This window comes from Brevibacterium sp. NPDC049920, from assembly GCF_040656435.1.
GTDB classification, from domain to species: domain Bacteria; phylum Actinomycetota; class Actinomycetes; order Actinomycetales; family Brevibacteriaceae; genus Brevibacterium; species Brevibacterium pityocampae.
On the sequence record NZ_JBFAMF010000001.1, the window covers coordinates 293938 to 315407 of the forward strand.

Here is a 21470-nt window from a genome sequence, read left to right on the forward strand (position 1 = left end):
CAGATCGAACAGAAGTCCATACCGCGCCGCGGAGCGCGCTCGGCATCACTGGGATCACCGGGTCCACCGGGTCCACCGACATCACCGGGGTCGGGGTCGCACACCGGAGCACGGACCCACGATTGACTCGACGACCTCGGCGACGGCGAGCAGCCGGGAGTCGCAGTCCCGCGGTCCGATGAGCTGCACCCCGAGCGGCACCGGTCCCGGCGACTGCGCAGCGGGCAGGCTGAGCGCGGGGTGGCCGGAGAGATTGAACGGCGCGACCATGCGGGTGAGCGCGGCCGGGATCGGCATCCGGGTCGTCGTCAGTGCGGCGTCGACCTGCCCGATCTGCGGGGACAGGACCGGGAGTGTCGGGGTGAGCATGACATGGCACTCGGCGAAGGCCGCCTCGACCGCAGAGCCCCACCGCGCACCGACGTCGAGTGCGAGCGCATGGGCCTCGGCCGGGACGAGCAGGCCGGTCTCGAGCCGCAGTCGGACCGCTTCGGGCAGCACATCCGCGTCTGTCCGCAGGGTGGCGAGGTTCGACGCGAGGGCCTCGGCCCCCATCACCAGGCTCTGCGCGACCCCCGCAGCGCCGCCTGCCGTCAGCGCGACCTCGACGAGCCGGATCCGTTCGTCCTCCTCGAGCCGGAGCAGGACCGCATCGAAGGCCGTGCGGACCGCCGGCTCCAGCTCGTCGAGGAAGTACGCGCTCGGCATCCCGATGACGATCACAGCGCCGTCGTCGACCGCCGGGCCCCGGCCGGCCGCGCCGCGCGGATCGATCACCGAGAGCACTGCGGCGACGTCGGCCACCGTGCGAGCCAGGGGTCCCAGATGATCGAGCGAGGGTGCCAGGGGCATGACGCCGGCACCGGGGATGCGCCCGCGGGTGGGCTTGAGACCCACCACGCCGGTGAGGGCGGCGGGGATCCGGTTCGACCCGCCGGCGTCGGTGCCGAGGGAGAAGTCGACGAGCCCGGCCGCGACGGCGACTCCCGATCCGGAGCTCGAGCCCCCGGGGATCACAGCAGGATCGAGCGGATTGATCGCCGGGCCGAGCGCACTCGACATCCCGGTGGGCCCATAGGCCAGGGCATCGAGATCCAGCATCCCCCTGATCCCGACACCGGCGTCGCGCAGGCGCTCCACCACCCACGCGTCCCGTTCCGCCACCGGCACCGGTGGCCGGCGCAGCCCCGCGCTCGAGGCGTGGCCGGCGACCGCGATCATGTCCTTGAGACCGACCGTCGGCACGCCCTCGGGAACGTCGTCGACGACCGCGGTGAACGCATGCAGCTCATCGGGATCGTCGGGGCGGCGCCGCCCGGCCGGCAGCGGTCGGTCGACGTCATGGAGCGGGAGCCCGTCGATCACCGCCGGCACCACCTCGGCCGCGTCCGGCAGCCGCGCACCGCGCAGCGCCTCGATCGCGCGCTCCACACGCGGGCGATGCTCCTCCCACAGCTCGACGCGTCCGGCCGAGGGGATCCCCCGGGCCGCGGCCTCCTCCACCAGATCGATCCGCATCGTCACCGGGCTCCTCTCCGCACCATGTCTGCCTCGCACACCACGCTCGCAGGCGCTCGGCACGGCGGCCATGTCGCCACGGCCCACCAGCCCACAGTTCCGGACATCTCCGCGCGCGAGGATTAATGCTCGAAATGTGTGTACGGGCTCAGCTCCCTGACCAGTCGCCCGGAGGGCAAGGACGGCCTGCACGTGCTCTGCAAGCATGTGGAGTGCCCGGCAATAGCGAACAGCCCCGCTGCGGTGAATGGGCGAGAGGCCCTCTGATCGCAGATCAGAGGGCCTCTCGGCGGCGGAGGATAGGGGATTTGAACCCCTGAGGGCGTTAACCCAACACGCGTTCCAGGCGTGCGCCATAGGCCGCTAGGCGAATCCTCCGCAGAGAACGTTACCCGAACGCGGCGTGAATAGGCCAATCAGCCGAGCATCGGGCGCCACGGAATACACCTCCCCCGTCGTCCCGTTCCCTTTGTGTACACGCAGTCCCGGACGCCCCGCGCTCCGGGCGCACCCGCGTTCCCACCGAACGCGCACCCGACCACGAAGGAGCATCACCATGGCAGTGTCCGAGAAGAAGGTCGCATTCCTCCTCACCCGCGGCGTCGAGCAGGTCGAGCTCACCAGCCCGCGCGCCGCGCTCGACGGCGCCGGCGCCACCACCGTCATCGTCTCGCCCGCAGAGGGCACCCTGCAGGCGATGGAAGGCGACTGGGAGCACGCCGACACCTTCGACGTCGACGTCCCCGTCGCCCAGGCCTCGGCGGACGACTACGACATGCTCGTGCTCCCCGGCGGGACGCTCAACGCCGACTCCCTGCGCCTCGACGAGGATGCGGTCGCCCTCGTCAAGGCCTTCTTCGCCGCGGACAAGCCGGTCGCCGCGATCTGCCATGCGCCGTGGATCCTCGCCCAGGCGGACCTGGCGCGCGGGCGGAAGCTCACCTCGTACATCTCCATCCGCACCGACCTCGTCAACGCCGGCGCCGAATGGGAGGACTCCGAGGTCGTCGTCGACGGCAAGCTCATCACCTCGCGCAACCCCGGCGACCTCGACGCATTCAACCGGGCGATCGCCGCAGCGCTGAGCTGATCGGCAGCCGACCGCGCCCGAGGCGATCCGCGGGCATCCCGGCGGGCGCACCTCGGGCGCGGTGGCGGCAGAGCCCGGGTGATTTCTCGTCCCCCGGGCTCTGCACTACACTGGGTGGCGGCTCTCCGTGTGGCGTCATCCTGCGAACCCCCCAGGACCGAAAGGTAGCAAGGGTAAGAAGGCTCTGGCGGGTGCACGGAGAGTCCTTCACATTCACCCGCGCCCGCCACTGCGCCCCGCTGGCCTGCGCGCAGCCGCCCGAACGTTCGAGACCGACCGGTCACCCCCGACTGTTTCAATCCGACCCGAACGTACGCTAGGGTTCGATTCATGGAAGCACCGGCGCTTTCACCCCGGGTCTGGCCGCTGTACCTGGCGACTTTCCTCTCCACGTACGTGTTCGCCGTCGCGAACATCTCCGTTCCCGGGATGCAGGCCGCACTCGACCTCCCCGGATCACGGACGACCCTGGTCATCGGGGCCTATTCGGTGTCCTTCGCCGCCGGTCTCATCATTTGCGGGCGCCTGGGCGACACCTTCGGCCGACGGCGCCTGTTCCGGATCGGGATCGCGGCGATCCTCGTCTGCTCCGTCCTCACCGCGTTCGCCCCGAGCGTCGAGCTGCTCGTGCTCGGCCGCCTCCTCCAGGGCTGCGCGGCCGCGCTCACCACCCCGCAGATCCTGTCGACCGTCCAGGCCACGCTCACCGGCACCGCCCGCTCCCGCGCCATCAGCGGGTACAGCATCTTCGCCGGGATCGGGACCGTGGGCGGCAACATCATCGGCGGTGCGATCAACAGCCTGTTCCCCGTCGAGTTCGGCTGGCGCGCGGCGTTCCTGTCCATCGCCGTCATCGCCGCCGTCACCTGGGCCGGCACCGGGTACCTCCGCGAATCGCGCTCCCCCGACCCCGAGGGCTTCGACGTCCCGGGCTCCGCGATCGTCGCCTTCGCCCTCCTGTGCCTCATCACCGGCCTGACCAACGCCGCCGCGCTCGATCCGCTCGACCCGTTCTCCACCCCGGGGATGCTCGCGCTCACGCTGGGACTGCTCGCCGCCTCGGCCGTGGGGTTCCTCGTCCTGCGCCGTCACCTCCTCAACCGGGAGCTCTCCCAGCGGCCCTCGGTGCTGCCCCTCCACGTCATCACCGAGCCGGCGGTGAAGATCGGGATGATCCTCGCCGCCCTGTTCTTCCTCATGCTGTCGGCATTCATGTACAACTTCGCCGTGTTCACCCAGCAGGGGCTCGGCTGGCCGCCGCTCAAATCGGGGATGTCGCTGCTCGTCCTCGCGACGTCCTTCGTCATCTCCTCGACCTTCGCCACCCGGCTCCTCGATTCGTTCGGCCCGCGCATCCTGCTCGTCGGCTCGGCCTTCCAGGCGACCGGGTTCGCGGTGCTGGCGACCCTCGCCTTCGTCGACGCCCAACCGTTCCTGCTGTGGTACCAGCTCGTCGGCATCCTCATCGGCGGCGGGCAGGGGCTGATGTTCGGTCCGCTGATCTCCGTGGTGATGAACCACGTCCCCAACCGCGTCGCCGGCCTCACCGGCGGGCTCATCGCCACCACCCAGCAGGCCGGGATGGGGATCGGCGTCGCGACCCTGTCGAGCCTCTTCACCGTCCTCTTCACCCTGCTCCCGCCGATGCACGCGTTCGGCTGGGTGCTCATCGCCTCGGTCGTTCTCTCGCTGCTCTTCGGCCTCATCGCCACCCGGCTCGTCCGGCCCGCCGCCGGGGCGTGAGCCGGGGCGGAGTCGTGTGGGCGCCCCGGGCGCCCGCTGTCACAATTCCGCAACGTCTGCTCCGATCGAAGCCGCAGGTCAGAGGCCGTGATCCGGCACATCCCGGGCGGTTCCGGGAGTCGCCGCCGACGGATCGCAACACACCGCGGTCTACTCTGATCCAGAGTCCCCCGACATCCCGCTTCCGCACCGCCCGCCCCTGCACTCCTGTGCTCGCCTCGGCGGCGCCGCCCGGTCGGACCCGGCTCCACCCCACCCGCATCGTCCTCAGGAGAGCGCCCGTGCTCCGTCGCCCACTCACTCGGCTCATCGCCGTCGCCGCCACTGCGGCCCTGCTCAGCGCGTGCACCGCCCAGCCGTCCGGCCCGTCGACCCCGGACAGCACCCGACCGACCGACAGCGCCACCACCGCCGCCGCGCCCGCCCCCGTCGTCGAGGTCGTCGACCCCGAGCAGGTGGATGCCGATGACGCGGCCGGTGCGGACATCGATTTCGCGCCCGGCGACACCTTCGCCCTCGCCGTCACCGGCGGGGAAGTCGCCTCGGTCGAGCTCCTCGACGCCGACCACGACTCCGTGCCGGCGGATCCCGGCACGGTGAGCGAGGACGGCACGGTCTGGGAGTCGCGCGCCGGACTGGCCGGCGGCGCCTCCTACGAGTGGCGGGCCGTGACCACCGCCCCCGACGGCAGCGAACACACCGCCACCGGCACCTTCGAGACGAGTGCTCCGGCCGGCGGCCCGCAGCGGGCGCGCTCGGTCATCGCCGATGACGACACCGTGGGCGTGGGCGCCCCGATCATCATCAACTTCGGCGGCTCGGTCGATGAGGAGTTCCGCGACGACGTCGAACAGCGCCTCAGCGTCGCGGTCACCGACGAGGACGGGAAGCCGCGCGAGGTCGACGGTGGCTGGGCCTGGCTGCCGAACATCGACGGCCACTCCCGCATCCACTACCGGCCCGCCGAGTTCTGGCCCGCGCACTCGCAGGTCGCCGTCGACCTGCCGCTCGAGGACGTGCCGTTCTCCGAGTCCGCGCACGGCGGCAAGGACATGACGCTCGACTTCGAGATCGGCCGCGAGCAGATCACCGTCGCCGACGCGGAGACCCACCGGATGACCGTCACCCGCGACGGCGAGGAGGTCATGGACTTCCCGGCCTCGCTCGGCGCTCCGCGCTCGCCGTCGTACAACGGCATGCACATCGTCATGTCGAAGGCCGAGTCCTACACGATGACCTCGGAGCAGTGGGGCTACTCGACCCCGGTCACCCACGCGGTGCGCATCCACAACAACGGCGAGTTCATCCACGCGGCTCCCTGGTCGGTGGGCTCGCAGGGTTCGGCGAACGTCTCCCACGGCTGCATCAACCTCTCCACCGAGCGCGCGAGCGAGTACTATGACTCCGCGATCTACGGCGACCCGGTGGAGATCACCGGCTCCTCCGTCGACCTCACGGTGGACTCCGGCGAGGTCGCCGACTGGGTCTACACCTGGGAGGAATGGCAGGAGCTCAGCGCGCTGCGCGACTGAGGCGGGTGCCTACGGTGCGGTGACCGAGCCTCCGGGACCGCTCCCGGCGGATGCGATGCCGCCCGGGCCCGCGCCTCGGCTCCGGTGATGATGCGGTGGGGTGGGCGCCTCGGCGGCGGCGTCCGCTGCGGACCGTCATTCCGCGGGCGACGTCACTCCATGAGCGCGGAGCGGATGAGGAAGCGCTTGCCGGTGGGTGACTCCACGCTGAAGCCGGCGCCGCGGCCGGGCACCACGTCGATGGTGAGCTTCGTGTGCTTCCAGTACTCGAACTGCTCCACGGACATCCAGAACTCGAGCGGGCTCGTCCCGCCGTCTGCCAGCGGGACCTCGAAGGTGCCGAGCAGCACGTCGGCGTCCGAGGTGAGGAACTCCCCGGCGGGGAAGCACATCGGCGCCGAGCCGTCGCAGCAGCCGCCGGACTGGTGGAACATGAGTTCGCCGTGCTGGGCGATGAGGTCCTGGAGCAGGTCGATCGTCGCCTGCGTCAGGCCCACGCGGGAGGCGGCCTCCCCGGCGATCGCCGGGGTGGATTCCAGGACTGCGGCTGCGGTGCTCATGTCGTCACGCTCCTCCTCCGGGCGGGCGGTCCGCCCGGTATCGTCCTCAGCTGCGGGGCATGCGGCCGAGGAGGTAGAACTCGGGGTTCGGGCGCATCCCGGTGACCGTCGCCAGGCGGTTCGAGAGGCCGTAGAAGCCGGTGATCGCGGTGATGTCCCAGATGTCCTCGTCGTCGAAGCCCTGGGCGTGGAGCACGTCGAAATCGGCGTCCTCGACCGTGCCGGGGGCCGTGCAGACCTTGAGGGCGAAATCGAGCATGACCCGCTGGCGCTCGGGGAGACCGGCCGCGCGGTGGTTGACCGCGACCTTGTCCGCGATGTGGAAGTCCTTGGCGTAGATCCGCAGCAGCGCCCCGTGGGCGACGACGCAGTAGAGGCAGTCGTTCGCCGCCGAGGTGGCGGTGACGATCATTTCCCGGTCGGCCTTGGTGAGCCCGCCGGTGTCCTTGTCCATGAGCGCCTCGTGGTAGGCGAAGAAGGCGCGGAACTCCGCTGGCCGGCGGGCCATCGCGAGGAACACGTTGGGGATGAACCCGGCGCGCTCGGCCTGCTCCTCGATCATCGTGCGGATGTCGTCGGGCAGGTCGGCCAGCTCGGCGGGCGGGTATCGGACGTCGTCGTCGCTCATGACCCCACTGTAGGCCCGCGCCCCGGACCGGTCCAGGTGCGGCTGAGATCGCGGAGTCCGGCGGATCCGCTCTCAGGAACCTCCGGTCATCGCACTCCCGGTCAGGGGGATCGCCGGCGCAGGACGAGCACGACCGCGGCGATGACGACGAACAGCACCGCCCCGACGAGCACCGCCTGCCCGGACACCGTGAAGGCGAGCAGCAGGCACAGGACGAGCCCGAGCACCTGGAGGACGCGCGGATAGAGGCGCTGCGCACCGGTCTGGGTGAACGCGGTGATGTTCGTGATCGCGTAGTAGACGAGCACCCCGAAGGACGAGAACCCGATCGCCTGCCGGATGTCGCCGAGGAGCACGAGCACGACCGCTGCCGCGCACACGAGGAACTCCGCCCGCGCCGGGGTCCGGAACCGTTCGCCGACGTGCGCGAGGAACCCGAAGTGCCGGGAGTCGCGCGCCATCGCGAAGATCGTGCGTCCGAGTCCTGCGGCGAGCCCGAGCAGCGCGCCCAGGCAGGCGAGCGCGGCCCCCACCCGCACCAGTGCCTGCGCCCAGGTGGAGCGGCCGACCGCCTCGGCGAGGGGCACGGCGCTCTGGGCGAGCTGGGCGGGGCCGAGCACGCCCATGACCGCGACGGCGATGACGGCGTAGAGGGCCGCGGTGATGGCGAGCGCGGTGATGATGGCGCGCGGGATGGTGCGCCGCGGTTCGCGCACCTCCTCGCCCAGAGTGGCGATGCGGGCGTAGCCGGCGAACGCGAAGAACAGGATGCCGGCGGCCTGGAGCACGCCGAACAGGTCGAAGCCGGCCGGCACGACGAGGTTCCCGGACGCATCGATGCGGGAGGCCGCCGAGGAGATGACGCCGAAGGAGAACTCGTCCCCGGCGGCGATCACGGCGAGCAGCACGCCCAGGATCGCGAGCACGCTGAGAACGATCCAGCGGGTCATCCGCGCCGTCTTCGAGATCCCCAGGGTGTTGACCGTGGTGATCGCGAGGAGGGCGAGGACCGCGAGCGGCTTCTGCCACGCCTCCCCCGCGGCATAGGCCGCGAAAGTCAGCGCCATCGCTGCGGCCGAGGCCGTCTTGCCGATGACGAATCCCCACCCGGCGACGAGTCCCAGGGAGGGGTTCAGCTGTGCCCGGGCGTAGGCGTAGGTGCCCCCGGAGGTCGGGTACTGGGCGGCGAGCTGGGCCGAGGAGGTGGCGTTGCAGTAGGCGACGAGCGCGGCGAGGGCGAGGGCGAGGAACACCCAGCTGCCCGCCTCGGCGGTGGCGGGGGCGAGCGCGGCGAAGATGCCGGCGCCGATCATCGACCCGAGCCCGATGATCACCGCATCGCTGAGGCCGAGGGTGCGCGACAGCGCGGCACCGGGCTGGGAGGCCGCGCTGGTGCGGGCCGGCGGGCGGTCCGGGGTGGAGTCCGGAGGCGGAGGGGGCTGAGTCGTCACACGAGCCGTTGTACCAGAACCGTCCGACGCCCCGGTGAACTCCACGCCGCAGACGCCCATTCGGTGCGGCATCGAATGGGCGAGGGGAACTGCTGCGGCGGGCGCAGCCTGCGAATTCTGCGTCCGCCACCGCCGTTTCCGTCGCACTCCGGCGCGGCGCACAGCGGGAACACTCCCCGAACTCGCTGCCGCTCGGGGGCGCGAAGCCGCCGGCGCGATTCGACGGATCCCCGGTACGAGGCGCCCCGGAAGGCGCTGACCTTGCAGAGATCGGCGGAACCGTTCACAGGAACCGCCGAAAATTGCATGGTGGATGGGGCCTCAGGTGAGCGCGGGGCGGGAGCGGCGCAGGAGCAGGGCGATGACGAACGCGGTGGTCATCATCGCGCCGGTGAGCACGGTGACGCCCCACCAGCCCTGCGCCTCCCAGGCGACCGGGGCGAGGTTCCCGTTGATCGAGGACCCCGTGTAGTAGAAGAGCATGTACATCGACGCCGCCTGCGCGGGCACCCCGACCGTCGCGGTCGAGCGGGAGGCCACCCATGCGGAGGCGAGCGAGTGCATGACGAAGAAGCCCATCGCGAGGATCGCCATCCCGAGCACCACGAGGACGAGCGGACGGGCGGCCATGATCCCGATCCCGGCCAGCGCCATGAGCGAGCCGAGCGGCAGCACGGAGCGCAGGGAGTACCGGTCGGCCGCCCGCCCGGCGAGCACGCTCGCATAGCCGGCGACCGGGTAGATGAGGTAGAGGAGGCCGATCGCCCCGATGCCGAGCAGATAGGGCGCGGCCTCGAGCCGGAAGCCGAGCACGTTGAACGCCCCGACGAAGGTCCCCATCCCCAGCCCGCCGGTGAGGTAGAGGCCGAGCAGCACCGGATCGCGGAACGCCCGGCCGAACTTCCGCACGAGCGCGGCCGGCGCATCGCGGTGCGGGGAGAAGCCGCGCGACTCCGGGAGCAGGAACCAGCACGCCACCGCACAGCCGATCGACAGCAGCGCGGTGCCGAGCAGCGCCATGTGCGAGGGCGACAGCGGCATCCGCTCGGCGATGCCGAACCGGTCGAGGAGGTCGATGATCCCCGTCGACACGATCCGCCCGGCGAGCCCGCCGAGCGTGGTGCCGAAGATGTAGATGCCCGTCGCGCTCGTCGCGTACGAGCGGTGGATCTCCTCCTTGAGGTACACCGCGGCGGTGGCCGGCAGCCCGGCGAGCGCGAACCCCATGACGAACCGGGTGAGGAGGAAGAGGTTCCAGTCGTCGACGAGGGCGACGAGCACCCCGAGCACGGAGGCGAGCGCGAGCGACCAGCGGATGAGGCGCACCCGGCCGATCCGCTCGGAGATCGGCACCGCGAGGATGAGACCGATGCCCAGGCCCGCGGTGGCGACGGACACGGAGAGCGCCGCGACGGCCGGGCTGATGCTGTACTCGCGCGTGAAATACGGCAGGATGGCCTGAGTGCTGTAGAGCAGGGTGAACGTGGCGAGACCGGCCATGAGGAGGCCGACCTCGATCCGCCGCGTCATCGGGTCACCGTGCCGGTACCCCTCGAATCCGCTCATGGAGCACCACACTACGCGCCCGTAGGAACCGTCGACCCGAGGAGTCCGCAGTGCAGACCGACCAGCGCCCGGCGTCCAACCCCGTCTGGGACTTCGTCTCCGCACCACCCGACCTCGCACTCCCCGACTTCTCCGCATTCACCCCCGAGCACCTCCACGATGCCGCGCGCCGGGCGATCGAGCACCAGGAGACGCGCATCGCCCGCATCCGCTCCGCGTCGACGGACCCGACCTTCGCGAACACCACCCTGCAGCTGGGCGAGGCCGGCCACCCGCTGTTCCGGCTCCAGGCGCTCGTCCGGGTCATCGAGGCGAACCTCCTCACCGAGGAGTGGGCGGAACCGGTGGCCGAGGTGACCCAGGTGCTCCTCCAGGCCCGCCTCCACGCGCTGCTCGACGGGGAGCTCTTCTCCCGCCTCGAGCACGTGCCGACCTCCGAGCTCAACCCGGTCGACCGCCGCCGCCACGAGCTGCAGCTCCTCGATGCGGTCCGCGCCGGCGCCCGGCTCGACCTCGAGTCGCGCTCGCACGCCGGGGAGATCATCGCGGAGATCGAGGCGCTGAGCAGCGAGTTCACCCGCATCCTGCGCCAGGAGTCCCACGACCGCGCGCTCCACCTCACCGACCCCGAGGCGCTCGCCGGGCTCGGGGAGACCGCCCGCGGTGCCGCCGCCCGGGAGGCCGCCGAGCGCGGGGTCGAGGGCTGGGTGCTGCCGCTGGCGAACACGAGCCAGCAGCCCGCGCTCGCCCAGCTCACCGACCCGCGCACCCGGTCGGAGCTGTTCGCCGCCTCGCTCTCGCGCGGCTCGCAGCGCGGCCCCGGGGACCTGCGGGAGATCGTCTCCGACATCACCACCCTGCGCGCGGCGCTTGCCGGGCTGCTCGGCTACCGCTCGTACGCCGGGTACGCGATCGACGCGCAGACGGCGAACAGCCCCGACGCCGCCGGAGGTCTGCTCGCCGCGCTCGTCGATCCCGCCCTCGCCCGGCTCGCCGAGGAGCTCGCCACCGTCCGCGAGCGCTGGTCCCCCGACCGGCTCGAGGCCGCCGACATCTCCCACTGGGTGCAGCGGCTCGTCGCCGAGGAGTCCGGCCTCGACCCCGCCCGCATCGCCGAGTACTTCGAGCTCGACCGGGTGCTGTTCGACGGGGTGTTCTACGCCGCGCACAACCTCTACGGGGTGGAGTTCTCCGAGCGGCGCGACATGCCCGCCTGGCACCCCGACGTGCGCGTGTTCGAGGCCTTCGAGGACGGCCGGGTGATCGGCCTCGTGTGCCTCGACGCCTGCGCCCGCCCCGGCAAGGGCGGCGGGGCCTGGATGGACCAGCTCGTCAGCCAGGGCCGGCTGACCGGTGAGAAGCCGATCGTCACGCTCAGCCTCAACCTCACTCCCGCCGCCCCCGGAGCCCCGCAGCTGCTGAGCCCGGACGAGACGATCACGCTGTTCCACGAGTTCGGCCACGTGCTCCACGGTCTGTTCTCCAACTCGACCTACCCGTCGCTGTCGGGCACCGCGGTGCCGCGCGACTACGTCGAGTTCCCCTCCCAGCTCAACGAGATGTGGGCATTCCACCAGCAGGTGCTGCCCAACTACGCCGTCCACGTGCACACCGGCGAACCCCTGCCGGCCGCGGAGGCCGAGCGGCTGCGCCGCGCCCGCACGCTCGGCCAGGGGTTCCGGACCGTCGAATACCTCGCCGCCGCGCTGCTCGACCTCGGCTGGCACTCGCTCGACCCGGGCGACCAGGTCACCGACGTGCTCGCCTTCGAGGCCGAGGCGCTCGCCGCCACCGGCCTCGACTCGCTCGTCCCGCCGCGGTACCGCACCACGTACTTCGCCCATATCTTCGGCAACGGCTACGCCGCCGGCTACTACTCCTACCTGTGGTCGGAGGTGATCGCCGCGCACGCCGCGGAGTGGTTCGAGGCCCACGGCGGCCTCGACTTCGAGGCCGGCTCCGCATTCCGCAGGGAGATCCTGGCGCCGGGCAACGCCGTGCACCCGATGACTGCGATCATCGACTTCTTCGGCGGTGTCCCGCCCATCGACGCGCTCCTGCGCCGGCGCGGGCTCGACGCCGCAGAACCCGGCGGGAGCGGCACCGGCGGGGACCCCGCCGCGGAGAGCACCACCTCGGCCGCGGAGGCCGGCGCCGTCCCCGAGGTCGACACGAGCGGCGCCGGGTCGCCGGATGACGAGGATGCCCACCACGCCGCCCCCGCCCCCCGAGGAGACTGACATGCACGCCCGCACCGAAGCCGTGATCCGCGACCTGCGCGCCCGCGGCATCGATTCCGAGGTCCGCGACCTCGACACCGGCGCCCACACCGCGCAGGAGGCCGCCGACCACCTCGGCGTCGAGCTCGGCGCGATCGCGAACAGCCTCGTGTTCTCGGCCGACGACGAACCGATCCTCATCATGACCTCCGGCGCGCACCGCGTCGACACCGACCACACCGCCCGGGCGCTCGGGTACACGCGCATCGGACGGGCGAAGCCGGAGATGGTCCGGGCGGCGACCGGCCAGATCATCGGCGGGGTCGCTCCGTGCGGACACCCGGCTCCGCTCACCACCTACGTCGACACGGCGCTGCGCGGCCATCCGGTAATCTGGGCCGCCGGCGGGACCCCGGACACCATGGTCCCGCTGACGTTCGACGAACTGCTCACCGTCACCGAAGGAAGAGAGATTTCCGTTGCACCCGACTGACCCGTCCGCAGCCGACCGCCCCGCATCTGGGCAGCCGGGCCGCCCCAGCGACCCGGCGACAACCCCCCGGACCGACACCTCCCGATCCCCCGAGGCACATCCCCCGGCGCACCGCGCCCACCTCGCGGCCTTCGCCTCGACCCGCGGCGCCTACTACGCCGTCATCCTCGCAGTGTTCTGCTGCGTGCTCCTCATCTCCAACATCGCCGCCACCAAGATCATCGGGTTCGGCCCGATCGTCGCCGACGGCGGCGCCTTCCTCTTCCCGGTCGCCTACATCCTCGGCGACGTGCTCAGCGAGGTGTACGGCTTCCGCGCCGCGCGCAAGGCCGTGATCACCGGCTTCGCGATGCAGATCCTCGCCTCTGCGGTGTTCTACCTCGTCCAGATCTCCCCGGCCGGGCCCGGCTACGAGCACCAGGAGGCCTTCCAGGCCGTCATCGGATTCTACCCGCGGATCGTGCTCGCCTCGCTCGCCGGCTACGTCGTCGGCCAGCTCCTCAACTCCTTCGTCCTCGTCCGGATCAAGCGCCGGATGGGCGAGAAGCACCTGTGGGTGCGGCTGCTGACCTCGACCGGCGTGGGCGAGGCCGCAGACACCGTGATCTTCTGCACGGTCGCGTTCCTCGGCGTCATCCCGGGCACCGAGTTCCTCAACTACGTGCTGTTCGGCTTCGTCTACAAGGTCGCCGTCGAGGTGCTCCTCATGCCGGTGACGTACCAGGTCATCGGCATGATCAAGAAGCGCGAGGAGACCTACTCGATCGAGACCGACCGGCTCCGCCAGGAGACCGCCGCCCGAGTCTGATCGACCCGCGGCACGACCCGCGGCGCCTCGCGCGCAGCACGCACGGGTCGCACCCGGCACATCCGGACCGTCGATCACCGCTCACCGCGGGGTCGGCGGTCCGGTGTCGTCGAGGGACACCTCGGGAGCCCACCGGATCGGCCCTCGGGGACCGTGGGATCAGCGGCGGTTCGCGTAGTAGCGGCCGAGCACCTCAGCCTCGAGCTCGTGGAAGCGGCCGTCGATGATCGCCTGCCGGATCCGCGCGACGAGATCGACGATGAAGTGCTCGTTGTGGATCGTCACGAGCGTGGAGAACAGCATCTCCTTGGCCTTGTAGAGGTGGCGCAGGTAGGCGCGGGAGAAGGTCGCGCACGTGCTGCACGTGCACTCCGGGTCGAGGGGTGAGAAGTCGCGGCGGTACTTCGCCCCGGTGAGGTTGTAGCGACCGTCGCGCGAGTACACCGCGGCATTGCGCGCCACGCGGGAGGGCGAGACGCAGTCGAAGGTGTCCGCGCCGGCGGCGATCGCGGTGAACAGGTCGTCGGGCTCGGAGATCCCCAGCAGGTGTCGGGGCTTGGCCTCCGGCAGCTCCTCGGAGACCCAGCCGACGATCGTGCCGAGCCGGTCCTTCTCGAGCGCCCCGCCGATCCCGAAGCCGTCGAAGTCCATCGCGCCGAGGTCCCGGGCGGCCTTGCGGCGCAGGTCCTCGTACTGCGCGCCCTGGATCACGCCGAACAGCGCCTGGTAGGGGCGGTGGGAGCGGGCGGCGGTGAGGCGCTCGTGCTCGACGATGCAGCGCTGCGCCCACAGCCGGGTGCGCTCGAGCGCCTCCTCCTGGTAGCCGCGGGTGTTGACGAGCGTGGTGAGCTCGTCGAAGGCGAAGATGATGTCCGCTCCCAGCTGGTGCTGGACCTGCATGGACACCTCGGCGGTGAACCGGTGACGGCTGCCGTCGAGGTGGGACTTGAAGGTCACCCCGTCGTCGTCGACGTTCGCCATCCGCTCCTTGCCCGCCGCCACGGCCTGGTCGCTGCGGGCGCCGGAGAACTCCTCGGACAGGACCTTCTTGAACCCCGAGCCCAGGCTCATCACCTGGAAGCCGCCGGAGTCGGTGAAGGTGGGACCGGGCCAGCCCATGAACGCGCCGAGCCCGCCCGCCTCGTCGATGAGGTCCGGGCCCGGCTGCAGGTAGAGGTGGTAGGCGTTGGCGAGCACCGCGTGCGCGCCGAGCGCGGCGACGTCGTCAGGCTTGACGGCCTTGACAGTGGCCTTGGTGCCCACCGGGACGAACGCCGGAGTGGGGATGTCACCGTGCGGGGTCCGGATCACCCCGGCGCGCCCGCCCGACTCCATCCGCGCCTCGACCGCGAACCCGAACCGGGAACGGTCATTCACGCCGGTGTCGCCCGTCGGGGCGGCGCCGGGTGCCGAGGCGGCGCCGGCCTGTTGCGAGGCGGCTGCGGGGCCGGTGGGTGCCGAGGCGCCGGCCGCCGGTCGCACGGCAGGCGCAGGGCCGGCAGGCGCCGAGGTGGCGTCCGCCGGTTGCGAGGCAGGCGCAGGGCCGGCAGGTGTCGAGGTGCCGACGGGCGATGCGGGAGCAGAGGTGTGCGCGGGGACGGTCACGGCCGAGCTGTGCTCGGGAGCGGGCTGGCTGGAAGTCACCGGACCAGTCTAGTGGCCGACCGCATCCGCGCCCCGGAACACCCGGAACCCCCGAGCACCCGGAACCCCGAGCGCCGCTCCCCGGCCGTTCTATCCCGGTTCGCGGGCTCCGGGGTCACCTGAGTGCGGTTTCACGTTCGAAAACGCACTGTGCTGCACCCGGAATGCAGCGGACCGCACTGGATCGCACCGGGAACCGGCAGACCGCACTGTGCTGCACCCGGAACCGGCAGACCGCACTGTGCTGCACCCGGAATGCAGCAAACCGCACTGGATCGCACCCTGAACCGGCAGACCGCACTGTGCTGCACCCGGAACCGGCAGGCCGCACTGGATCGCACCCCGGAACCGGAACCAGTCCGGGACCGGCTCCGCACTGCCGCCTGCTCAGAGGGAGGCGAGCATCTTGCCGGGGTTGAGGATGCCGAGCGGGTCGAGCGCGCGCTTGATGCCCAGGTGGATCTCCTTGGACACCGGGTCGAGCTCGCGGGCGAGCCAGTCGCGCTTGAGGTAGCCCACTCCGTGCTCGCCGGTGATCGTGCCGCCGAGCTCGAGGCCGGCGGCCATGATCTCGCCGAACGCCTCCTGCGCGATCCGGGTCGACTCGGGGTCACCGGCGTCGAAGAAGATGCTGGGGTGCATGTTGCCGTCGCCGGCGTGGCCGCAGGTGCAGATGGTGATCTCCGGGTGCTCGGCCTCGATCTCGACGAGCCGGGCGAAGAACTCGCGCAGCCGGCCGCGCGGCACGCACACGTCGTCGACGAGCTCGCCGCCGCCGTGGGTGCTCGCGTACTTCTCCATCGCCGGGGCGACCGCGCGGCGAGCGGCGACGAGCAGCTCGGAGTCCGCGGGGTCGTCGGAGAACATGACCTCGCTCGCACCGCAGGCGTTCGCGACCTCGGTGAAGCGCTCGAGCTCGCGCACCGCGGCCTCCTGGCTGCCGTCGCCGTTCGACTGCACGAGGAGCATCGCACCGGCACCCTCCGGCAGCCCGAAGTCGCCGTAGGCGTTGAGGATCTCGAGCGTCCGGCCGTCGAGGAACTCGAGCAGCGAGGGCCGCGCACCGGTGGCCATGAAGTCGCACACCGCACCCGAGGCGCTCACCACGTCGGGGAACAGGCCCACCGCGGTGAGAGGGTCGGGGATGCGCGGGATGAGGTCGAGGGTGATCCCGACGATGACGCCGAGGCTGCCCTCCGAGCCGATGAACAGGCCGGCGAGCTCGAACCCGGCCACACCCTTGGCGGTGGGCCGGCCGACGGTGGTGACGCGGCCATCGGCGAGGACCACGGTGAGGCTGCGGACGTAATCGCGGGTGACCCCGTACTTCACGCAGCACAGCCCGCCGGCGTTCGTCGCGACGTTGCCGCCGATGCTCGAGATCGCCACCGAGCCGGGGTCCGGCGGATAGGCGAGGTCGAAGTCGGCGAGGTGGCGCTTGAGGTCCTGGTTGACGATCCCGGGCTCCACCGTGCACGTCATCTCGACGGTGTTCACCTCGAGCACGCGGTCCATCTTCGACACGCTCAGCAGGAGCGCGCCGTCGGTGGCGTTGGCGGCGCCGGACAGACCGGTGCGGGTGCCCTGCGGCACCACCGGGATGCGGTGCTCGCTGGCGAAGCGGAGGGTGGCCTGCACGTCCTCGGCGGTGGTCGCGCGGACGAGGGCGCGGGCGGCGCCGACCTCGCAGAACAGCGCCCAGTCCTTCGAATGGGCGGCGACGACGTCCGGTTCGGTGACGAGCGCGCCGGGCGAGAGCGCCGCGGCGAGCGGGTCGAGGTCGACGTGTGCGGTGGGATGGAGGAGCTCAGCAGTCATCACCCGGACAGTGTAGACCTGCCCGGGCGCGCCCCGCTGGGCCGGTCGCGCGCCGGGCCCCTCAGTGGTAGCGGGCGCGGAACTCCGCGGCGATGTCGAGCACCCGGCGCATCGAGGCGTCGGGTCCGATGCTGATCCGCACCCCGTCCTGCAGGTTGCGCACCGCGATCCCGGCGGCCAGGCAGGCCTGTTCGAAGTCCGCGGACTTCGCGTCGAGCGGCAGCCACACGTAGTTGCCGTGGGAGTCCGGCACGTCCCAGCCCTGCTCGCGCAGGCCGGCGATGAGCTCGTCGCGAGTGGCGGCGATCTCCTTGGCCCGCACCTCGACCTCGGAGACACGGGACAGCGATTCGCGGGCGGCGGCCTGGGCGACGGCGGTGACGGCGAACGGGAGCACGGCCTTGCGGAGCTCGAGGATGATCTCCGGGTCCGCGACCGCGTACCCGATCCGCAGGCCGGCCAGCCCGTGGGCCTTCGAGAAAGTGCGCACGAGCACGAGGTTGGGATGGGCATCCAGTGCGGTGAGCCCGTCGACGGCCTCGGGGTCGGTGCAGAACTCGCGGTACGCCTCGTCGAGGACGACGATGACGTGCTGCGGGACGCGCGCCATGAACTGTTCGACCTCGTCGGTGCGGATCGCGGAGCCGGTGGGGTTGTTCGGCGAGCACAGGAAAACGAGGCGGGTGCTGTCGGTGATCGCATCGGCCATCGCATCGAGGTCGTGGCGGAAGTCCTCGGTGAGTCCGATCCGCCGGTGCGTCGCCCCGCGCAGCGAGGCGATCTGCGGGTACATCTCGAAGGACGGCCAGGGGTAGACGACCTCGGTGCCGGCCTCGAGGGTGATGTTGGCGAGCGCACTGATCATCTCCGAGGCGCCGGCGGAGAACAGGATCATCTCGGCCGGGCGGTCGAGGTGGGCGGCGAGCTCGGCGGTGAGCGCGCTGACCGCGGGGTCGGCGTAGAGCGCCGGAGTGGTGGCGGCGGCGGCGATGACGTCGGTGAGGCCGGGCAGCGGCGGGAGGTGGTTCTCGTTGGAGGAGAGCTTGTACGACTCGATGCCCTCGACGGCCTGGGGCGGCTTGCCCGGGATGTAGGCGGGAGTGGTGGACAGCGCGGAGCGGACGGCGAACTTCTCAGTCATGGCTCGATCATAGTGACTCCGCGCGGCAGCGGGCCGGTAAGGAGGCCGGCGGTGCTCTGCGATACTGGCGTCATGGAATCCACCGAGCCGAGCGCCGACCCCGCGTGGGAGCCCGACCGCCTCGGTGAGGACTTCGAGTGTGCGACCCTGCCCCTGCCCGGCGGCGAGCGCGCCACGCTCATCGCCTTCCGCGGGGAGCGGGCCGCGGACGGTCCGGCCGCCGGACGCACGGTGCTCTACCTCCACGGCTGGTCGGACTACTTCTTCCACGACCACGTCGCGCGGTACTGGGCGGAGCAGGGCGCGGCGTTCTACGCCGTCGACCTGCGGGCCTACGGCCGCAGCCTCGACCTCGAGGACCCCGAGGTGCGGCCCGGCTACATCGCCGATCTCGCCGACTACGACGCCGAGCTCGAGGCGGCGCTGGCGATCATCGCGAGCGAGCATCCGAAGGAGCACCTGATCCTGTGCGGCCATTCGACCGGGGGCCTCGTCGCCGCGCTGTGGGCGGGCCGGAACCCCGGGCGCGTCGCAGCGCTCGTCCTCAACTCGCCCTGGCTCGAGTTCCAGCTCGACTCCTCCACCCGGAAGCTCATCACCCCGTGGCTCACCTGGCGCTCGCGCCGTGCGGAGCAGGCGCCGTTCAAGGTCCGCTTCCCGCACAACTACGCGCGCTCGGTCCTGTTCTCCCGCGGGCGGCTGCCCTATGACCTCGCGCTCAAGCCGCCGGAGAGCTTCCCGGTGTACCCCGCCTGGCTGCGTGCGGTGTTCGCCGGGCACGAGGCGGTGGAGAAGGGCTTGACGATCTCCGTGCCGATCCTCGTCCTCATGTCGACGCAGTCGCTGCGCGAGCGGTCCTACAGCTCGGCGATGAACGCCGCGGACATCGTGCTCGACGTCGACGTGATCGCCCGCCGTGCGCCCTCGCTCGGCCGGACCGTGATGATCGAGCGCGTCCCCGGGGCGCTCCACGACGTCTTCCTGTCCGATCGCCCGGCGCAGAGGTCCGCGTTCGACCGGATCACGCGGTTCCTCCGGGGATACGTGCAGCGCTGAGCCGCATCGCATCGAGCGGCGCCCAGCGGAGTGTGCGGCACCGCGCAGAGCACGTGCGGACGAGCCGCACCGCGGCCGGGTGTCCGGGCTACGATGTCACCATGTCTGCTGCTTCCGATGTGTGGTTCCCCCGGCTCGCCGAACGCGCCCAGGCCGGGCCCAGCGAACTCTCCGCCGTGCTCGCCCTCGCCGCGTCCGGCGGCGGCCTCGTCGACTTCTCCGGAGGCTTCCCCGACCCGGCGCTGTTCGACACCCGGTTGCTCGCGGAGACCGCGTCGAAGGTCATCGAGACCCGCCCCGAGGTGGCGCTCCAGTACGCCTCGAACACCGGCCTGCCGGGCCTGCGGGAGGCACTGCGCCAGGACGTCGCACGCACGCAGGCGGTGACACCGGCCGAGGACGCGCTCATCGTCACCTCCGGCGGCGTCGACGCGATGACGCTGATCTCGAAGGCGATGCTCAACGTCGGCGACGCGGTGCTCGTCGAGGCCCCGTCGTACCTCGGCGCGTTCAGCGTGTTCCGCACGCACGAGGGCCGCTGCCTGTCGATGCGCAACGACGAGCACGGGCTCGTCCCCGATTCGGTGCTCGACGTGCTCGAGGACGCGCGGATGGGCGCCTCGCGGCCGAAGTTCGTCTACGTCATCCCCGACTTCCAGAACCCCTCCGGCCTGCGCCTGTCCGAGGACCGCCGTGAGCGGCTCGTCGAGATCTGCCGCCAGCACGGGCTCCTCATCCTCGAGGACGTCGCCTACCGCGATCTCGCTTACGACGGCTCGTACCTCCGCTCGATCTACGAGATCGGCCCCGACGTCACCGTGCAGATCGGCACCTTCTCCAAGACCTTCACCCCGGGCACCCGGATGGGCTGGGCGTGCGGCCCGGCGACCGTCATCGACGCGATGGCCCAGGCGAAGACGAACACCGACCAGTGCGCCGGGGCGCTCGGCCAGTGCATCCTCGAATCACTCCTGCGCGAGGGCCACTACACCCAGGCGCTCCCCCGCCTGCGCGAGGCCTACGCGACGCGCGCCGGCGCCCTGATGAGCGCCTTCGACGCGGGCCTGAGGGACACGGCGACGTGGACGGTGCCCGAGGGCGGCTTCTTCACCTGGCTCGACATCCCCGGTGTGGACACCCGCCGGCTCGCGGAGGTCGCGGTGGAGAACGGGCTCGCGTTCGTCCCGGGCGCACCGTTCTTCGCCGACCGGACCACGAGCTCGAACCTGCGGATGTCGTTCTCACGCACCCCGACGGACCAGATGGTCGAGGGCGTGGAGCGGCTCGTCCGCTCGATCGAGGCCGTGCGCGCCTGACCACAGCCCCGGGCCGGCCGCGGGCGCGCAGCCGCGCGCTGGACGCCGCAGGGGTCCCGCTCGCTGCGATCGGCCGGCAGTCGGCCGCACCCGGCCTCATGCGGCGGAGCGCACCCCGTGCCCGCGGGTGCACAGCGACACCACCTCCGCCCCGGTCCCGTCGACGGGCTCCCCGCCGCGCGGATACGCGTCGAGCACGAAGGTGCCCACCCGCAGGAGCCCGGGATCGCTCAGGCCCCGGGAGCGGAGCAGCCCGAGCACGGACTCGGTGACCGCCTCGCGCGGATCCGCGACGGCGGCCCGGTGCCAGTTCGGGGAGCTCGTCGCGATCGCCGAGGTCTCCATCGGCGGGGTCCACTCGCGCACCGCGAGCACCTCCGGCCGCTCCTCCCAGACCTCGCTCGGCAGGTACTCCTCGCTCACGATCTCCATCCAGTAGCCACGCGGGTTCGCCGCGATCTGCGCGTACGGCCAGGCCGCGTCCTCCGGCAGCGCCCACAGCCGGTGCACCTCCGGATTGTCCGCCAGCACGGTCCGGTCCCCGAAGCTCGGTGCCGCCCACGGCTGCTCGACGTCGGCCGAGCGCCGCAGGTCCCGGGCGAGCCGGCGCCGCGGGACGGTGCCGAACGTGCCGTCCGGTGCACGCTCCGGCCGCTGCAGGCCGAGCACCTCGGCTTCGCCGTATTCGATGAGCACGTACTGGTTCCAGGTGCAGGCCGCGAGCCGGGCGATGGTGGCGTCGACGAGCCTGCGCAGGGCGTCAGGTGCTGCGGGTGCGGTGCAGGGATCCGTGCGTGTATCTGTCAGCCGGGTCATGATGTCCTCCTCACGAGCGTGTGGAGTCCATCGTCGCGCGAGCCACGGACACGGGCCCGGCGGGCGTCCCC

Annotated in this window: 17 protein-coding genes, 1 tRNA gene and 1 other RNA gene; 9 read left to right on the plus strand and 10 right to left on the minus strand. The window is 71.6% G+C overall.

The window, feature by feature from the left end:
- Positions 1-81: 81 nt before the first annotated feature.
- Both AB0I45_RS01380 and AB0I45_RS01385 read right to left on the minus strand, forming a co-directional pair.
- On the minus strand, positions 82-1518 hold the full coding sequence (locus tag AB0I45_RS01380; RefSeq protein WP_360316235.1) for an amidase: 1437 nt from the start codon (positions 1516-1518) through the stop codon (positions 82-84).
- A 293-nt stretch (positions 1519-1811) separates the two neighbouring features.
- Positions 1812-1896: transfer RNA gene (locus AB0I45_RS01385), tRNA-Ser, on the minus strand.
- Between the two features lie 178 nt (positions 1897-2074).
- Between AB0I45_RS01385 and AB0I45_RS01390 the strand changes: the two genes are divergently transcribed.
- The 4 genes from AB0I45_RS01390 to AB0I45_RS01405 all read left to right on the plus strand — a co-directional run bounded on the left by AB0I45_RS01390 (position 2075) and on the right by AB0I45_RS01405 (position 5883).
- Positions 2075-2608 (plus strand): type 1 glutamine amidotransferase domain-containing protein, encoded by a 534-nt coding sequence (locus AB0I45_RS01390; protein ID WP_360316238.1) that lies wholly within the window; start codon positions 2075-2077, stop codon positions 2606-2608.
- Between the two features lie 116 nt (positions 2609-2724).
- An RNA gene (ffs, locus tag AB0I45_RS01395) (signal recognition particle sRNA small type) lies at positions 2725-2819 on the plus strand.
- A gap of 119 nt (positions 2820-2938) precedes the next feature.
- Complete coding sequence (locus tag AB0I45_RS01400) at positions 2939-4351, plus strand: MFS transporter (RefSeq protein ID WP_360316241.1); 1413 nt, start codon at positions 2939-2941, stop codon at positions 4349-4351.
- A 281-nt stretch (positions 4352-4632) separates the two neighbouring features.
- Complete coding sequence (locus AB0I45_RS01405) at positions 4633-5883, plus strand: Ig-like domain-containing protein (RefSeq protein ID WP_360316244.1); 1251 nt, start codon at positions 4633-4635, stop codon at positions 5881-5883.
- 152 nt (positions 5884-6035) lie between these two features.
- Here AB0I45_RS01405 and AB0I45_RS01410 read toward each other — a convergent pair whose 3' ends face one another.
- The 4 genes from AB0I45_RS01410 to AB0I45_RS01425 form a co-directional block, all read right to left on the minus strand.
- Positions 6036-6443: a DUF779 domain-containing protein gene (locus AB0I45_RS01410; protein ID WP_360316247.1), complete on the minus strand. Its 408-nt coding sequence runs from the start codon at positions 6441-6443 to the stop codon at positions 6036-6038.
- A 46-nt stretch (positions 6444-6489) separates the two neighbouring features.
- Positions 6490-7071, minus strand: a complete 582-nt coding sequence (locus AB0I45_RS01415) for a peroxidase-related enzyme (protein WP_360316250.1) — start codon at positions 7069-7071, stop codon at positions 6490-6492.
- A 101-nt stretch (positions 7072-7172) separates the two neighbouring features.
- Positions 7173-8522, minus strand: coding sequence for an APC family permease (locus AB0I45_RS01420; protein ID WP_360316253.1), 1350 nt, complete (start codon positions 8520-8522; stop codon positions 7173-7175).
- A gap of 321 nt (positions 8523-8843) precedes the next feature.
- Positions 8844-10088, minus strand: coding sequence for an MFS transporter (locus tag AB0I45_RS01425; protein WP_360316256.1), 1245 nt, complete (start codon positions 10086-10088; stop codon positions 8844-8846).
- 50 nt (positions 10089-10138) lie between these two features.
- Between AB0I45_RS01425 and AB0I45_RS01430 the strand changes: the two genes are divergently transcribed.
- The 3 genes from AB0I45_RS01430 to AB0I45_RS01440 all read left to right on the plus strand — a co-directional run bounded on the left by AB0I45_RS01430 (position 10139) and on the right by AB0I45_RS01440 (position 13608).
- Positions 10139-12328 carry a M3 family metallopeptidase gene (locus AB0I45_RS01430; protein ID WP_360316259.1) on the plus strand — a complete coding sequence of 730 codons (2190 nt, stop codon included), beginning with the start codon at positions 10139-10141 and terminating at the stop codon, positions 12326-12328.
- Between the two features lies 1 nt (position 12329).
- Complete coding sequence (locus tag AB0I45_RS01435) at positions 12330-12800, plus strand: YbaK/EbsC family protein (RefSeq protein WP_137318140.1); 471 nt, start codon at positions 12330-12332, stop codon at positions 12798-12800.
- Positions 12801-12963: 163 nt separating this feature from the next.
- Entirely contained in the window at positions 12964-13608 is a 645-nt protein-coding gene (locus tag AB0I45_RS01440; protein ID WP_137320307.1) for a queuosine precursor transporter, read from the plus strand.
- A 159-nt stretch (positions 13609-13767) separates the two neighbouring features.
- Here AB0I45_RS01440 and tgt read toward each other — a convergent pair whose 3' ends face one another.
- The 3 genes from tgt to hisC all read right to left on the minus strand — a co-directional run bounded on the left by tgt (position 13768) and on the right by hisC (position 18211).
- A complete protein-coding gene (tgt, locus tag AB0I45_RS01445) occupies positions 13768-14985 on the minus strand; it encodes a tRNA guanosine(34) transglycosylase Tgt (protein WP_345030686.1) in 1218 nt (405 codons plus the stop codon).
- A 654-nt stretch (positions 14986-15639) separates the two neighbouring features.
- Entirely contained in the window at positions 15640-17070 is a 1431-nt protein-coding gene (locus tag AB0I45_RS01450) for an FAD-linked oxidase C-terminal domain-containing protein (protein ID WP_360316262.1), read from the minus strand.
- Positions 17071-17131: 61 nt separating this feature from the next.
- On the minus strand, positions 17132-18211 hold the full coding sequence (gene hisC / locus AB0I45_RS01455; RefSeq protein WP_360316265.1) for a histidinol-phosphate transaminase: 1080 nt from the start codon (positions 18209-18211) through the stop codon (positions 17132-17134).
- 72 nt (positions 18212-18283) lie between these two features.
- Between hisC and AB0I45_RS01460 the strand changes: the two genes are divergently transcribed.
- Together AB0I45_RS01460 and AB0I45_RS01465 are read left to right on the plus strand one after the other, a co-directional pair.
- A complete protein-coding gene (locus AB0I45_RS01460) occupies positions 18284-19267 on the plus strand; it encodes an alpha/beta hydrolase (protein WP_360316268.1) in 984 nt (327 codons plus the stop codon).
- A 101-nt stretch (positions 19268-19368) separates the two neighbouring features.
- On the plus strand, positions 19369-20583 hold the full coding sequence (locus AB0I45_RS01465) for a PLP-dependent aminotransferase family protein (protein ID WP_360316271.1): 1215 nt from the start codon (positions 19369-19371) through the stop codon (positions 20581-20583).
- A gap of 96 nt (positions 20584-20679) precedes the next feature.
- Here AB0I45_RS01465 and AB0I45_RS01470 read toward each other — a convergent pair whose 3' ends face one another.
- Positions 20680-21399, minus strand: a complete 720-nt coding sequence (locus tag AB0I45_RS01470) for a hypothetical protein (RefSeq protein WP_360316274.1) — start codon at positions 21397-21399, stop codon at positions 20680-20682.
- Positions 21400-21470: the final 71 nt, after the last annotated feature.